Origin of the sequence: Streptomyces sp. V3I8, assembly GCF_030817535.1 — a bacterium.
In the GTDB taxonomy this organism is placed as follows: Bacteria; Actinomycetota; Actinomycetes; order Streptomycetales; family Streptomycetaceae; genus Streptomyces.
Window position 1 is genome coordinate 236,904 of the sequence record NZ_JAUSZL010000002.1, and the last position, 14,844, is coordinate 251,747.

General features: G+C 70.7%; 11 protein-coding genes and 1 pseudogene. 5 read left to right on the plus strand and 7 right to left on the minus strand.

Annotation, left to right across the window (positions count from 1 at the left end; all coding sequences use genetic code 11):
• The first annotated feature begins 219 nt into the window (after positions 1–219).
• Positions 220–2,580, plus strand: coding sequence for an AbfB domain-containing protein (locus QFZ75_RS01215; RefSeq protein ID WP_307533365.1), 2,361 nt, complete (start codon positions 220–222; stop codon positions 2,578–2,580).
• A gap of 67 nt (positions 2,581–2,647) precedes the next feature.
• On the opposite strand, the gene QFZ75_RS01220 is transcribed toward QFZ75_RS01215, so the two are convergent.
• The 5 genes from QFZ75_RS01220 to QFZ75_RS01240 form a co-directional block, all read right to left on the minus strand.
• A complete protein-coding gene (locus QFZ75_RS01220) occupies positions 2,648–3,322 on the minus strand; it encodes a beta-glucanase (RefSeq protein WP_307533366.1) in 675 nt (224 codons plus the stop codon).
• Positions 3,323–3,546: 224 nt separating this feature from the next.
• The gene (locus tag QFZ75_RS01225; protein ID WP_307533367.1) at positions 3,547–4,002 is read right to left on the minus strand and encodes an Rrf2 family transcriptional regulator; all 456 of its coding nucleotides are present in this window, start codon (positions 4,000–4,002) and stop codon (positions 3,547–3,549) included.
• A 208-nt stretch (positions 4,003–4,210) separates the two neighbouring features.
• Entirely contained in the window at positions 4,211–5,194 is a 984-nt protein-coding gene (locus QFZ75_RS01230; protein WP_307533368.1) for an alpha/beta fold hydrolase, read from the minus strand.
• A complete protein-coding gene (locus QFZ75_RS01235) occupies positions 5,194–5,436 on the minus strand; it encodes an acyl carrier protein (RefSeq protein WP_307533369.1) in 243 nt (80 codons plus the stop codon). Before QFZ75_RS01235 ends, QFZ75_RS01230 begins: the two co-directional genes overlap by 1 nt.
• Positions 5,437–5,464: 28 nt before the next feature.
• Positions 5,465–6,505, minus strand: a complete 1,041-nt coding sequence (locus tag QFZ75_RS01240) for a beta-ketoacyl-ACP synthase III (protein ID WP_307533370.1) — start codon at positions 6,503–6,505, stop codon at positions 5,465–5,467.
• 413 nt (positions 6,506–6,918) lie between these two features.
• On the opposite strand from QFZ75_RS01240, the gene QFZ75_RS01245 reads away from it, so the two are divergent.
• The gene (locus QFZ75_RS01245; protein WP_307544164.1) at positions 6,919–7,929 is read left to right on the plus strand and encodes a hypothetical protein; all 1,011 of its coding nucleotides are present in this window, start codon (positions 6,919–6,921) and stop codon (positions 7,927–7,929) included.
• A 70-nt stretch (positions 7,930–7,999) separates the two neighbouring features.
• Here the strand turns inward: QFZ75_RS01245 and QFZ75_RS01250 are convergent, their stop codons facing one another.
• Positions 8,000–8,767, minus strand: a complete 768-nt coding sequence (locus tag QFZ75_RS01250; RefSeq protein WP_307533371.1) for a TetR/AcrR family transcriptional regulator — start codon at positions 8,765–8,767, stop codon at positions 8,000–8,002.
• Between the two features lie 321 nt (positions 8,768–9,088).
• On the opposite strand from QFZ75_RS01250, the gene QFZ75_RS01255 reads away from it, so the two are divergent.
• From QFZ75_RS01255 to QFZ75_RS01260, 3 genes and pseudogenes are all read left to right on the plus strand, one after another.
• The gene (locus tag QFZ75_RS01255; RefSeq protein WP_307533372.1) at positions 9,089–11,326 is read left to right on the plus strand and encodes an MMPL family transporter; all 2,238 of its coding nucleotides are present in this window, start codon (positions 9,089–9,091) and stop codon (positions 11,324–11,326) included.
• A gap of 1,224 nt (positions 11,327–12,550) precedes the next feature.
• Positions 12,551–12,661: pseudogene (locus QFZ75_RS41020) on the plus strand (ATP-binding protein); the annotation flags it as partial.
• Positions 12,662–12,900: 239 nt separating this feature from the next.
• The gene (locus QFZ75_RS01260) at positions 12,901–13,836 is read left to right on the plus strand and encodes an oxygenase MpaB family protein (protein ID WP_307533373.1); all 936 of its coding nucleotides are present in this window, start codon (positions 12,901–12,903) and stop codon (positions 13,834–13,836) included.
• A 72-nt stretch (positions 13,837–13,908) separates the two neighbouring features.
• Here the strand turns inward: QFZ75_RS01260 and QFZ75_RS01265 are convergent, their stop codons facing one another.
• The gene (locus QFZ75_RS01265; RefSeq protein WP_307533374.1) at positions 13,909–14,535 is read right to left on the minus strand and encodes a TetR/AcrR family transcriptional regulator; all 627 of its coding nucleotides are present in this window, start codon (positions 14,533–14,535) and stop codon (positions 13,909–13,911) included.
• Between the last annotated feature and the right edge of the window lie 309 nt (positions 14,536–14,844).

The window sequence follows — 14,844 nt, forward strand, 5'->3', positions numbered from 1 at the left end:
CGGCCCCGGCACCAGCCGGTGGCCGGCCGTCCGGTGAGCGTCCTCACTTCATTTTGTCATGCACCTGTACAGGGGCCCCGGGTCGTGCTGTCATGCCAACTACCGCCCTTTCCAACGTTGTACAGGCCGACGCGGCGAACCGCCAGGTGTCTCGGCCGCCCCTGCCGCTCTCCGTACGTGCGCGTCCTCGCCCCCACACCCGCGACCCAAGGAGTCACGATGCGCAGCACTCCGGTCCCCCGCCCCCGGGCAGCCTGGCTGAGACGGCGGGCACGACGCGTCACCACCACGCTCGCCACGCTCGCGCTGGTGTGCACGGCCGCGCTGACGGCCACGGGCGCCCAGGCCGCACCGGCCGCATGGACCCCCAAGCCCTCCCCCATGACCACCCCGTGGACGAACCAGGTCCCGGTCGACAAGCCGCTGCCGGAGTACCCGCGCCCGCAGCTCACCCGTCCCGACTGGGCCAATCTCAACGGCATCTGGGACTTCGCGGTCACCGGGGCGGACGCGGGTCAGCCGTCCTCGTTCTCCGACCAGATCCGGGTGCCCTTCGTCGCCGAGTCCGCGCTCTCCGGCATCCAGCGCAGGATCACCCAGAACGACAAGCTCTGGTACAAGCGCACCTTCACGGTCCCCGCGGGCTGGAACGGCCGCCACGTCCAGCTCAACTTCGGTGCCAGCGACTGGCGTACGACGGTCTGGGTCAACGGCACGCAGGCCGGCGGCACGCACAGCGGGGGCTACGACTCCTTCTCGTACGACATCACGAGCCTGCTCAACGGCGGCACCAACACGGTCGTGGTGTCGGTCTGGGACCCGACCCAGACGGGCGGCCAGGCGGTCGGCAAGCAGCGCATCAGCGACGTGACCCCGCATCCGGGGGGCGGCATCTTCTACACCGCGGCCTCCGGCATCTGGCAGACGGTGTGGCTGGAGCCGACGGCCGCGGCGCACATCACGCGGCTGGACATGGTGCCCGACCTCACGAACAACACCCTGAAGGTCACCGTGAGGGGTGACGGCGTCTCGGGGCAGAGCGCCAGGGTGACCGTGTCCACCGGCTCGACCACGGTGGGCAGTGCGACCGGCGCGGTCGGCGCCACGTTCACGGTGCCCGTCCCGAACCCGCGTCTGTGGACGCCCGAGGACCCGTTCCTGTACGACGTGAAGGCGGACCTGCTCTCCGGTTCGGCGACGGTCGACTCCGTGGGCGGCTACACCGGGATGCGCTCCGTGGGGACCGCGCGGGTCGACGGCGTCCTGCGCCCCGTCCTCAACGGGAAGTTCGTCTTCCAGACCGGCACCCTCGACCAGGGCTACTGGCCGGACGGCATCTACACCGCGCCGACCGACGACGCCCTCAAGTACGACCTGCAGAAACACAAGGACCTCGGCTTCAACATGGTGCGCAAGCACATCAAGGTCGAGCCGCAGCGGTGGTTCTACTGGGCGGACAGGCTGGGGCTGCTGGTCTGGCAGGACATGCCCGCGATGGACACCCGCACGCCGGACGGCGCCGCCCGGACGCAGTGGGAGGCCGAGTACGACCGCATCATCGACCAGCACCGCAGCTCACCGTCCGTGGTGATGTGGGTCGACCAGAACGAGGGCTGGGGGCAGTACGACCAGGCCCGTATCGCCGATCACGTGAAGGCGTACGACCCCTCGCGGCTGGTGAACAACATGAGCGGCATCAACTGCTGCGGCGCCGTCGACGGCGGGAACGGCGACGTCCTCGACCATCACGTCTACGTGGGACCCGGCACCACCGTGCCCAGCGCGACCCGCGCCGCCGTCCTCGGCGAGTACGGCGGACTGGGGTTCAAGGTCGCCGGTCACGAGTGGTATCCGGGCGGTGGCTTCAGTTACGAGGACCAGGCCGACCAGGGCCGTCTCAACAACCGACTGGTCGGACTCATCGACGCCCTGCGCGAGTTGCGCCTGCCGGCCGGTCTCTCCGCCTCCGTCTACACGGAGATCACCGATGTGGAGAACGAGGCGAACGGGCTCCTCACCTACGACCGGCAGGTCGTCAAGGTGGACGCGGCGCGGGTCCAGGCCGCCAACCGCGCCCTCATCGACACCTCCCGGGCGCCGGTCACGCCCGTCACCCTGCCCACCGGCCAGTACAGGTCCCTGCGGGTGACCACGCCGGGTTACACGAACCGCTATCTGCGCCACCGGGACGGGGCCGCGTACACCGACGTGGTCGACGCGAACAGTGACGGCCTGCTCAAGAACGACGCCACCTGGAAGGTCGTACCGGGCCTCGCCAACGGTGCCTGCTACTCCTTCGAGTCACGCAACTACCCCGGCCAGTACCTGCGTCACCGTGAGTACCGCGTGTACAAGGAGTCGGGCAGCGGGGCCGTGTTCCAGGCCGACGCGACCTTCTGCGCCGTGCGCGGCGCGGGCGGCGGGGTCCGGCTGTCCGCGTCGAACTTCCCCGAGCAGTACCTGCGCCACTACAACGCCGAGTTGTGGCTGGCCACTCCGGGCGGTGCCCACGCCTGGGACAACCCGGCCTCGTTCACCGAGGACACCACCTGGGCCGTCGAAGCGCCCTGGGCCCCCTGAGCGTGCGGGGGGGGGCGGCGCCCTTCGGGGCCGCCGTCCCCCGCTCTCCCCTCCTCACGGTGGCCCTTCAGTGCGCAGCGGCGTCACCACCTGCCGGACGGCGTACGAGCAGGTGCTCCACGGTGTACGACATCTCCTCGGTCCGCGGGTCGGGCGGCGGGTGGTAGCGCCCGGCGCAGACCGAGAGGTTGACGATGAGATAGGCGTGCCAGTTCGGGCCGACGCCACGTCCGTCGGCGAAGGTCTCCACCCCGTTCACCCACCAGACGACGGAGTGGGCGCCGAACTCCACCCGCAGATCGACGTGTCCGCCGGGACGGACGGTTTCGTCACGGTGGTAGAGGTGCCCGCCTCGCACGTGGTTGGAGAGCTCCAGCAGGTCCGGATGTTCGGGGTGGTACTCGAACACGTCGATCTCCTGGCCACCGTCCCGCCAGGTCCACACCGCCGGCCAGGCCCCCACTTCGGTGGGCAGGCGCACCCGGGTCTCCAGGACGTCCCCCGCGCGTACGACGAAGTCTTCCTCGCTCCCCTCGGTGGTCAGCAGGCCCGTGTTCCACAGACCGTCCGGCCGCCGGGTGGCGCGGAAGGTTCCGGTGCGGGAGTAGGCCGGGTCGGACACCAGGTGGTCGAGCTTGTCGTCGAACGGATTGACCGGACCGCCCTCGGGATAGGCCCATGAGCGGCCGGCCACCCACTGGCTGCACGAACCGAAATCGGCCGTGAAGACGATGTCGGACACAGGCCGGCTCCTCGCTGTTCGACGGAGGTGCACGTCCGCGGACGGCGGAGGCGACGATCTCACGCTCCGTTACTCCCCGGCGGGCCGCCGCTCAAGCATCGGCCGGCCGCGCGGCGCCGGAAACAACCCGAAGGAGTGAGCCCAGGTCACCGGTGGCTCCCGGCGGAGAAGAACGCACAGCTGGATGCGCGGAAAGAGTCCGAAGGTGCGGGGTCGAACGGTGGTCAGCGGGCGTGGGCGGCCGCGGCGCGCGCCGCCGTCGTCCTGCGCAGCACGTCGGCGAGCGTGATCTCCCGCAGGGACCCGCACAGGGCCTCGGTCGCCTGCCGGTAGACGTCCGACAACGCGCACTCGATACCGGCGCCGACGTCGCACTCCAGGTCGGGGGTCGAGGCGGGCATCCCGAAGACCGGCTCGTCGGGCAGCGCCCGGTAGACGTCCAGGAGGGTGATGTCCGCCGCCGGGCGCGCCAGGTTCCATCCACCGCCCCGGCCGTGGGTGACCGTCACCAGCGCGCCGTCCTTCAACTGTCCCAGACAGCGCCGGATGACCACCGGATTCGTCTGCACGCTCGTCGCGATGCGCTGTGACGTCGCGACCTCCTTGCCGGTCCCCCGGCGGTCGTACGCCAGCCAGGTCAGGATGTGCACGGCCAGACTCATACGGCTGTTGGCACTCATGGCGCACTCCTCCCGACTTTTTTCCCGAAAGCGGCGGTGACTTCTCCCGGAAGGCCGCACCCGGAAGTCCAACCGTAAGTGTTTCCACGGGACTTGGCGGTCTCTCTCCGGTTACGGTCCGTTCGCATTCGGCACGGAGCGGGAGGACGACGGCGTTCCGCCCCGCCCCGCCGAATCCCGGAGCACGTGCAAACGACCCGGTTGCTTTTCAGCGGGCTCCCGGGACACTCCGTCCGAAATATTCCGGCGCGGTCGCGTAGGGAAGGTCGTCGAGCGGCAGGTCGGTGAGGAAGCGCAGGACCAGGTCGGCGTATTCGGCTTCCCGTTCGAGATGCACCATGTGGTCGGCGTCATGGACGAGGAGGAACGTCGAATGCGCGATGGCGGCCGCCACGGCACGGTTCTCGTCCGGCGTGCTGACGTCGTCGTGCTCGCCGGTGAACACCAGTGCGCGCACGGCGTCGACGGCCGCGGACGGCAGCAGGTCCGCGGCACGCAGCCGCTGGTGGCAGACCGCGTGGCGGCGGGCCTCGGCCGGAGTGATCCGGGCGAACTGCCGGTGCAGCATCCGGGCCACGGCGGGACCCTGCGCGACCCGGTCCCCGGCGCCGGTGTTCAGCAGCGCGGCGACGGCGTGGGCCGCGATCTCGTGCGAACCGGAGTCCGACACACTCCCGTCGGCGTCGTCCGCGAGTGCGGCACGGGCACTCCACACCTGTTCGCAGTCGGACACCAGGCGCGGGTTCATCCGGTGCGTGGCGCCGGCCAGCACGAGCCGCGCGATCGTCGCCGGGCGGCTCAGGGCGGCGCGGTAGGCGATCGGTGCGCCGTACGAGGCCCCCAGCAGATTGATCCGGTCGTACCCGAGCCGGTCGGCGACGGCCAGGGCGGCTTCGGCCAGCGCGTCGAAACCCTGCTCGACGGGCAGGTCGTCGGCGGTCCCGACACCGGGGAGGTCGACGAACACCAGGGGCATGTGGGCGCTGAGCCTGCGCTCCAGCCGGGGCCATGCGTACATGTCCTGCAGCGCGCCGCCGAGCAGCAGCAGGGGTTCGGTGGCCGGCGGCCGGTCCGAGGTGATGACACGGCAGGTGTAGCGCAGACCGCGCCATCGCAGGGGGACGAGTTCCTCCCTGGTCCGCTCGGGCACGTTCCATTCGGGCGGCTTCCACGCGGCGCGGGTGGTCGGCATCACCGGCTCCCGGCGGCTCGGCTCGCGATGAGGTCGGCCAGGGCTGTGACGGTGGGGGCGCACGAGAGTTCGTCCTCGGTGAGGAACAGGCCCATGCGGTCCTCCAGTTGCATGGACAGCACGGTCACGGCCATGGAGTCGATACCCGCGTCGGCCAGGGTCGCGTCGGCGGTGATGGGCGTGGGGGGCAGCCCGGCCTGTGTGGTGAGGATGCCTTTGAGTTCTTCGAGCACGTGCTTCATTTCCTTACGCTCCCGGCCTGATGGATCCCTACAACTGCGCGGTGACGCCCGGAGGCCACACGAACGTGGTGGCGGCCCAGGCGAGCCCGCTGCCGAAAGCGACAACGAGCACGCGGTGCCCAGGTTTCAGCAGACCTTCGTCCGCGGCGTGGGCGAGCAGCAGCGGGACGGAGGCCGCGGCGGTGTTGCCGACGGCGGCGATGTTGGAGGGCGTGCGCTCGGGCGGGATGCCGAGCGCGTCGGCGACGGAGGCGGCGATACGCCCGTTGGCCTGGTGGACGATCAGGCGGTCGACCTCGTCGAGTGTCCATCCCGCGGCCGCGGCCGCGTCCCGGGCGGCCTGGCTCATGCGGCGCACGGCGTGCCGGAACACCTCGTTACCGCGCATGTGAACGAAGAAGTCACTCGCGGGCGCGGTGTCCCGCCGGTGGCGCTCGCGGGCCCCGCCCGCGGGGATGACGATGGCGTCCGCGAGCGAGCCGTCGCTGCCGCAGACGAAGGGTCCGAGGCGGCCTTCCTGCCCCTCGGCCCCGGCCTCCAGGACCATGGCTCCCGCGCCGTCACCGAAAAGAGGCGCCGTCGCACGGTCGTCCGGGTCGATGATGGCCGACATCGTCTCCGCGCCCACGACCAGGACCCGCCGGGCGCTGCCCGCGCTGATGAGACCGGCGGCCACGGCCGACGCGTACACGAAGCCCGCGCACCCCGCGGTGACGTCGAAGGCGATCACGTCGCGCAGTCCGAGGCGGTGGGCGACCGCGGGAGCGGTGGCCGGGCAGTGGTGGTCCGGGGTGGTCGTGGCCAGGACCAGGGCGTCGACGTCCGGCACACCCGCCGATCGCATCGCCCGCCGGGCGGCCTCCAGCGCGAGATCCCCCGTGGACACCGCCGTGTCCGCGCGGCGACGCTCCTGGATGCCGATTCTCTCCCGGATCCACGCGTCGCTGCTGTCCAGCCGGGCGCACAGCTCGTCGTTGGTCACCCGACGGGGCGGGAGATACGAACCCACACCGGTCACCACGGCGGCCGGTCCCGACGTCTCCTGGAGGTCCGCGCTCGAAACGTTCATTCACCAAGCGTACTTGAGTGAAACCGGAGAGTTACCGGTGCGCCCGTGATCCCGTGGGCCGGGAGCGCGGCGGAACACCCGGCGGGAGACCGGGCGAGCGACCCGGGAGGAGAACAAACCGTCATGGATGGGTTCATATAGGCTGCGCAGGCTGCCTTTTGTAGTCTTGTCCCCCAGCCTTGTCCCTCAGCCTTGCCCCTGCCCAGGAGAGCCGCCCCGTGACCGTAGTGACCACTCAGCCCGAACCGGCCGTCCCGTCCGCCGACCAGGTGCCCGGCCAGTCGACCGCGGAAACGGGGGAGTTCTGGGTCGAGCCGGCGACGTCCGCGGGAGAGACGCCGACGGACCATGCGCAGGACGATGCCCACGATGCGCACGCCGAGGTTCCGGCGGACGAGCGTGCGGATGACGCGATCGGTGACGCCATCGGTGACGTGCACGCCGATGTCGCCCGGGACGCCGCCGACTTCGGGGCGTACGTGCGGGCCGGCGGCTGGGCGTTCGCGCTGAAGGTGGCACGCAGCGTGCGGCCCGGGGGTGAGCTCGCGGGAGAGACGGCGAAGGTCTCGGCGAAGGGCTTCGCCGAGCTGGCCGGGTGCTCGCCCGAGCGGGTCATGCGCTACTACAAGGCGTGGGACAAGGCGGCCGACGACGGTCTCGTCCCGTACTTCGAGGCGCTGGCCCCGGGCCAGGAGGTGGAGCTGCCGGACTCCGACCTCTGGCACTCCTACTACGTCTCCCGTTCCAGCGCCGCCTCCGAGCGCGGTACGGCGATCACCGCGGCGGCCGAGGCCGAGGGCATCCGGCCGACCAAGGCCCTGGAGGTCGCCGAGAACCCCACCGCGCTGCGGGCCGCGATCCTGGCCGACCCCTCCACCGCGCAGGCGGCGAGGGCCGCGCTCCTCGACCGGCTCCAGGAGGACCCGGCGCTGCAGACGGAACTGGCCCGTGACATCGCCCGTACCGACGACCTGAAGAAGGCGGTCGCGACCGAGACGCAGGCGGCGAGCCGCATCGGTTACGTCCGTCAGATCGTGGAGAACGGCCAGGTCAAGACCCCGGCCGGGCAGACCATCGACGCTCCCGCCGAGCTGCGCGCCGAGGCCGAGCGCCATCTCTCCCTCATCGACGAGCTGGACGCGAACGAGGACACCAGCGAGTGGGCCTCCGAGGCGTACGACTCCGTGAAGGACATCGTCGCGCAGACCATCCAGGCCGACCCCGAACTCCGCCTGCAGGAACGCCGCACGAAGTTCTACAGCAGCCTGACGAAGGCGACCAAGGTCTTCGAGGAACTGACCTTCGACGACGTCGACGACCTCGACACCATCTACGAGGACGACATGCTGCAGCGCCTGGAGGAACTCCAGGAGGCCATCAGCACGTGCATCACCGCCCTGCGCAAGGCGGCACCGGGCGAGTGAGCGCGAGCGCGCGGCCCCTGCGGACCACCGGGGCGAGCCGCGCGCCGTGGCGGCCCACCGGTTCGCGCGCTCACCCGGCGGCGTTCGTGACGCCTTCCCTCCCGGCCTCGGGGAGCGTTATCCGGCGGTGGGCGTCCTCGACCAGGTTCCGTATCGACATGCGGAAGACCTCGGCCTGGTGGTCGCCGAGGAACGCGGTGTGCCCGAACACCTCCAGGACCACCATGCCGTGCATGTGCCCCCAGGCGCTCATGAGAAGAGCGGTCGCGGCCGGCGGCAGCTTCCGCCGGCCGGTGGGCGGCAACCGGTCCAGGTACTCCACGAACGACGGCGAGAGGTCAGGGGTGCTGGCCGCGGCCAGTTGGAGTTCGGTGAACCCGCCGAACAGCTCCTGCTCGAAGAGCGCGGACATCCGGCGCGTCGCCTGCGTCGTCGGACCCTCGGCGGGGGCCGCGTAGTAGCGCAGCGGTGTGCCGTAGAGGAGTTGGAACCGCTCGGGGTTGGCGATGGCCCATCGGCGGTATCCCTCTGCCGCGATGATCACGCGCTCCACGGGCGAGTCGTCCTCGGCGGTCTCGATGGCGGTCCGTACGGCCTCGGCCAGCGCGTCGTACGCCTTGGCGATGAGGGCGGTGACGAGGTCGTCCCGGCTCGGGAAGTAGTGGTACAGCGCCTGCACGGTCATCCCCAGGCTCCGGGCGACCGCGCGCAGGGACAGGGCCGCCGGCCCGTCCTCGGCGATCTGGCGCTCGGCGGCCTCCAGGATCTCCCGCACGGCGGCGGCGCGCCGCCGCTCGCGCAGGGTGAACGGGGCGGTTGCTTCTCGGTCGACGGTCATGCCACGACCGTACGTCGGCAACCGGGCGCGCACAGCCCGATGTCGAACGGTGTCAAGTAAATCTGACACTGCCAAATCTTCCGTCGTCTCACTAACGTCGGCACGGCGACGACATGCGTGTCATCTCTCGCGAAGGCCTCTCGCACGGGGCCCGCGACGGCATTTCGCCTCGGCATCGCAATGGCCTCACGACGGCCTCACAACGGTCTCCCGTTCCGGCGTCCGCCGGGATCAAGTACCGCTGTGGGCCGTTGTGTCGGCCTCGCGACAGCGCCGTACGCATCGCGTCGCTTTCATGTTGGGACTCAAAGGAGACTGTCCGTGTTTGAACGCATGGCCGAACTGGCGATCCGTCGCTCCCGGCTCATACTCGTCGTCGCCGTCGTGGCGCTGGCCCTCATGGGTGTCGCGGGCGCCGGCGCGTTCGGCAAGTTGCTGGGGGGTGGCTACGACGACCCGGCCTCCCCGTCCAGCCGTGCCGCAAAGGTCATCGACGAGAAGTTCGGCGGGGAGACGAACCTGGTCCTGCTGGTCCGCGCCGAGGAGGGCCGCGTCGACGCTCCCGCGGCGGAGAAGAGCGGTCGGGCCCTGGTGGCCGACCTCAAGAAGGACGAGAACCTGCAGAACGTGATCTCGTACTGGGACACGGACAGCCCCAACCTCCTTTCCAAGGACGCCCGCGAGGCCATGGTGCTCGCCCATGTGAAGGGTGAGGGCACCGAGCGCGACGAGAACGCCACGGCCGTCATCGACGACTACGCGGGCACGTACGAGGAGGCGTTGACGGTCAAGGCCGGTGGCGGCGCCGCCGTGAACAGCGAGATGGGAGAGCAGTCGGGCAAGGACCTCCTGCTGGCCGAGGCCATCGCCGTACCGCTGACGCTGCTGCTGCTCCTGGTCGTCTTCGGCAGCGTGGTCTCCGCCCTGCTGCCGCTGGTGATCGGAATCATCGCGATCATGGGCACGTTCGCGGAGCTCTTCCTCCTCGGCAGCGTCACCGACGTCTCCGTCTTCGCGGTCAACCTGACCACGGCGCTGGGGCTGGGCCTCGGCATCGACTACGCCCTCCTGATGGTCAGCCGGTTCCGGGAACAGCTCGCGGGCGGCGCGAGTGTGGACGACGCCGTCCGGCGGACGGTGAGCACGGCCGGCCGTACGATCGCGTTCTCCGCCGCGACCGTGGCGGCGGCGCTCGGGGCGCTCATGGTGTTCCCGCAGTACTTCCTGCGCTCGTTCGGCTACGCCGGTGTCGGTGTCGTCGCCATCGCGGCCGTCAGCACCCTGTTCGTCATGCCGGCCCTGTTCGTGGTCCTGGGGCACCGCGTCAACAGCGGGCGGCTGCCGTGGGCCAGGTCCAAGCAGTCCGACGGCCGGCTGCCGCTCTGGGGGCGTCTCGCCCGCACCGTCATGCGGCGGCCCGCGCTCACCGCGCTGCCGGTGCTGGCGGTCCTGCTCGTGGCGGCGGCTCCCCTGCTGGGCATCACCTTCGGCACGCCGGACGAACGTGTCCTGCCCGAGGACGCCAACAGCCGCCAGGTGTCCTCGGTACTGCGGAGCGACTTCTCCGGCAGCGACGACGCGGCCATGCACATCGTCCTCGGCAAGGCCGTGGACAAGGACCCGCTGCAGTCGTACGCGGCCAGGCTGTCCGAGCTCGAAGGGGTCGTCCGCGTCGAGGCGAGCACGGGCACCTACGCCGAAGGCCGCTCCACGGCGCCGGGTCCGGCCAACGCGGCCCTCGGCCGCCCCGACGCACAGCAGATCAACGTGGTGAGCGCCCTGGCGCCGAAGTCGGACGAGGCGCAGAGCCTGGTCGACGAGGTGCGCTCGGTCGATGCGCCCGCCGGGGTGGACCCCCTGGTCGGCGGGACCGACGCCGTGCTGGTCGACTCCAAGGACTCCGTCGCCGACCGGCTCCCGCTCGCGGTGGCACTGGTCGCCCTGACGACGTTCGTCCTGCTCTTCCTGTTCACCGGCAGTGTCGTGCAGCCGCTGCGTGCGCTGGCCCTGAACCTGCTCAGCCTGGGAGCGACCCTCGGCGTCATGACCTGGATCTTCCAGGACGGCCATCTGTCCTCCCTGCTCGGTTTCACCGCGCAGCCGATGGACGTGTCGATGACCGTGCTGATGTTCTGCATCGCCTTCGGTCTCTCGATGGACTACGAGGTGTTCGTCACCAGCCGGATCAAGGAGCTCCACGACCAGGGCGAGGACAACGAGTCCGCCGTGACCAACGGTCTCGGGCACACCGGACGCATCGTCAGCGCGGCGGCCTGCCTGCTCGCGGTGAGCTTCTTCGCCTTCGGAACGGCCAAGCTCAGTTTCATGCAGATGTTCGGTCTGGGCAGCGGGCTGGCCATCCTCCTCGACGCGGTCGCCGTACGCGGAGTGCTCGTGCCCGCCGCGATGCGCCTGCTCGGACGCTCCGCCTGGTACGCGCCCGGCTTCCTCCGCGCGTTCCACAACCGCTACGGCCTCAGTGAGGGCGGGCCCGAGCCGGTGGCCGCCGGCGTACCCGTGGCGCGGCCGCTGCCGGAGAAGAGCCCGACGGAGGTCTGACCCACGGGGCTCCGGCCCATGGAGTTCCGACCTCAGGGAAGGTGACCATACGGAGGCGGGCCCCTGGTGCGGGCCCGCCTTCCTCGTGCCCGCCTCCTCCGGCGCCCGTGGCTCCCGTGGGGCCCGTGGGCCGGACGCCTGTCCGTCGACAGCTTCACCGCGACGCGCACCCGGCGGGAACTCGGCCCCGAGCGCCTGGCCCGCCGGATCGCCCGGACGCTGGCGGTTCCCTTCGGTCTGTCGACTCTCCTGGAGGAACCGACCCCGGCCGGACTGGCGCGGTACCTGGACGCGGAGACATCTCCTTCGGCCACACGGTCGTGGGTGCCGGACACGGAGGCGCGGCTGAGTCCCGCCCTGCGGTTCACCCCCGCACCACAAGAAGCGGACGGCCCGCGCGAGATCCTGCTCACCGGAGCCACGGGGTTCGTCGGCACCTTCCTGCTGGCCGAACTAGCGAGTGGCCCACGGAATCAACGAAGACCTGAGCGATATCGCCGCCGAGGCGACGGCCGAGGTTTTCGCCGCCGACCTCCAGGAGGAATCGGAGGTGCCGCGCCAGGCCGCGAGGAAGACACGTACGACCACCGCGCCCGCATAGCGAGGCCGATGCGGTGACGAGTGCGCTCGACAGCGGAAGTTCGGCGTCCTTGCACGGCTGCGCCGGCATCGGGAACCGCCTTCGACGCGACGACGACCCTGGGCCGGGCGGAGCTGCGGGCGTTCGACAGCAGCGGTCTCGCCCAGCGGGTCGGCACCTTCCATCCTGGACCGCCCTGTCGGGCAGTGCTCCCGGAGCAGCGCGAACACAGTCCATCTCCGCCGCGCTCCGCCCATGGAGCGGAAGCCTTTCGAGGTACGCCGCTGCCGAAGCCGGCACGGGCGGGCTGACCAGCCGGACGAAGCGGTGCTCGATGTACACCCAGGTCGTGGCCGCATGCCGACCATGGGGAAGACCCATATCGTCCCGTCCGGGTTTCAGGATCCCGCTCGCCAGGCACCGTGCCGGTGCGGAGCCGTGGGAGACGGGAAACAGGTCCAACCACCCGTCACGGCGGAGGCGACGCATTGGAGGCGGCCGAACGGGCAAGCCGGCAGATGGCGTGACGGAGTCCGCAGAGGGGCCCTGTCGGCCATGGCCGACGGGGCCCCTCTGAACGGTGTTTCGTTTACCAGCGGTACCAGCGGTACCAGCGCCCCTTGCGGCCGCCATGACCGGCAGGGCGGATCACCCTCGGGAACCAGGACGCCTGGGTCGTCCTCACGGTGCACGACGACGGACCGGGCGTGCCCACCGAGGACGCCGAGCGCATCTTCGGACGCTTCGTCCGGCTCACCGTCCAAGGGGCGGCTGCCGCCACGGTGCGGTCGGCCGACCCGCGCGGCCCTCCCCTGCCGAGCAGGCATTCCGTCTCCATCGTGTCGGGACTGTTGACGCGGACTGAAACATGTCAATAGTTTTTGTATCTTCGCCTCACCGACGGCCTCCGGAACCGCCGTCGGACCCGTGCGCTTCTCCGATCCGAACGTCCGACCTGAACGTCCGCAGCAGGTACCGACAGGAGACGTGATCCATGGGCCGTTACAGCCGGCTGCACCGCATCGAGCGGATGGACCCGCGGCAGGACTACGAGGAGATCTTCCGCCTGATCACCGCGTACGAGTTCCCCTGGGACTACCTCCAGGGCGTCTCGGTGGCCTTCCTGCGGGACTACGGCGTACCACGCATATCGCAACTCCTGGACCGCACGCAGGAGTTCGAGCGGGTGGGACAGAAGCGGTACGACGACACCATTCTGATCGCCCACGAGATGGTGCGCGACGGCATGGACTCGGAAGGAGGCCGCGCCGCGGTCCGGCACCTGAACCGGATCCACGGGCGCTACCGCATAGCCGACGAGGACTATCTCTACGTCCTGGCCACCACCGTGGTGGGACCCAAGCGGTGGATCGACCGGTACGGCTGGCGGCCGTTGTCCCCGCAGGAGACCGAGAGCCTCGCACTGGTGGGGCGGCACATGGGCGACATGATGGGCATCGCCGGACTGCCCGCCGACTACGCCGGGTTCGCCCGCCTCCATGACGCGTACGAGCAACGGATGTTCGCCTACGATCCCGCCAACCGGCGCGTCGCCGCTGCCACGTTGCGGGTCGTCACCCAGTGGTACCCCAGAGGGCTACGGGCACTGGTGGCGCGGGCCTCGCTCGCCGTCCTCGACGACTCGCTGCTCACCGCGCTGGGCTTTCGCCCGCAGCCGCGCCGGGTACGGATCGCCGTGCGCCGCGCCCTGCGGGCCAGGGCCGCCCTGGTGCGCCATCTGCCTCCCCGGCCGGACCGGCTGCCGTACCGGCCCAAGCCCCGCAGCTACCCCTTCGGCTGGACGCTGGACGACCTCGGCCCGCACTGGTCGCACTCCCGGCCGCTGCGCCCGCTGCCGGACGAGGACGAGGACGAGACGGGCGGCACTCCACCGACCGGTGAGCGTCCGCCCCGGCGCGAGCCTCGGTGACCGACACGGACCAGGACGCGGTGACCCCGCCCGTGCCCGGCCCCGGCCCTCGTACATCGGGCGTTCGGACGTTCAGGCGTTCAGGAGTGGTGCGAGGTAACGGCGGGCGAAGGCGCGGGCCTGTTCCTCGTCCTCCATCTCGATGCAGCTCGACGGGTTCAGGAGGAAGGAGACGGCGACGCGGATCATGAGTTCGGCGACCGGCCTGGGGTCGGAGTCACCCCGCCCCTCGACCTGCTGGGCACGCACCAGATGTGCCGTCAGGTAGTCGCAGGTGGCCTCGAGCGAGGGGCCGCCCTGGACGGTCAGATAGGGCAGCACCACCTCCGGTTCGAGGCGCAGCAGACCGCCGAAGAGCGGGTGGGCCCTGGTGTGCCGCAGCGCCACCACGAACCCTTCGACGACCCGTTCCTCCATGGTCGGCAGCGCTCCCACCGCGGAGTCCAGCTTCTGGAAGAACCTGCTCCCCTCACGCAGCAGGCAGGCCTCGACCAGCCCGTCCTTGGTCCGGAAACGGCGGTGGACCGTGACCCGCGACACCCCGGCGCGCTTGGCGACGTCGTCCATGGAGGTGCGGCGCAGGCCGAAGGTCGTGAACTCTTCCAGCGCGGCGTCCAGAATGCGCCGCGCCACCTTCTCCTCCGTCTCGGGCCGGGCGATGGCCCGGGCGAGGAGGGAGTCGTCCGCAGAAGTCGTCATGGTGCCCTTACGATACCGTCCGAGATCCACTCAAGAAGCTGTGGAACGGTCGGCGTTCCTTTGTAACGGCTCCCTCCGGGCAGCCTCGGCCGTTACGTCGGAGGCGAGTGTGCACAGGCCCGTGAGGACGAAAGGGCCTCCGCGCCGACCACCACCGCCGGACCGCGTTCGAACTGGGCGAACGCGTCCGGGTTCGTCGTGCCGAGCGTGTCCCCCAGCGGCCGCAGCGCGTGGGCGATGAGCCCGAATACGATCCGCCCCGCCCCGCGCACGCCAGCGCCCGTCCGGACCATGGCACGGTCCGGACGG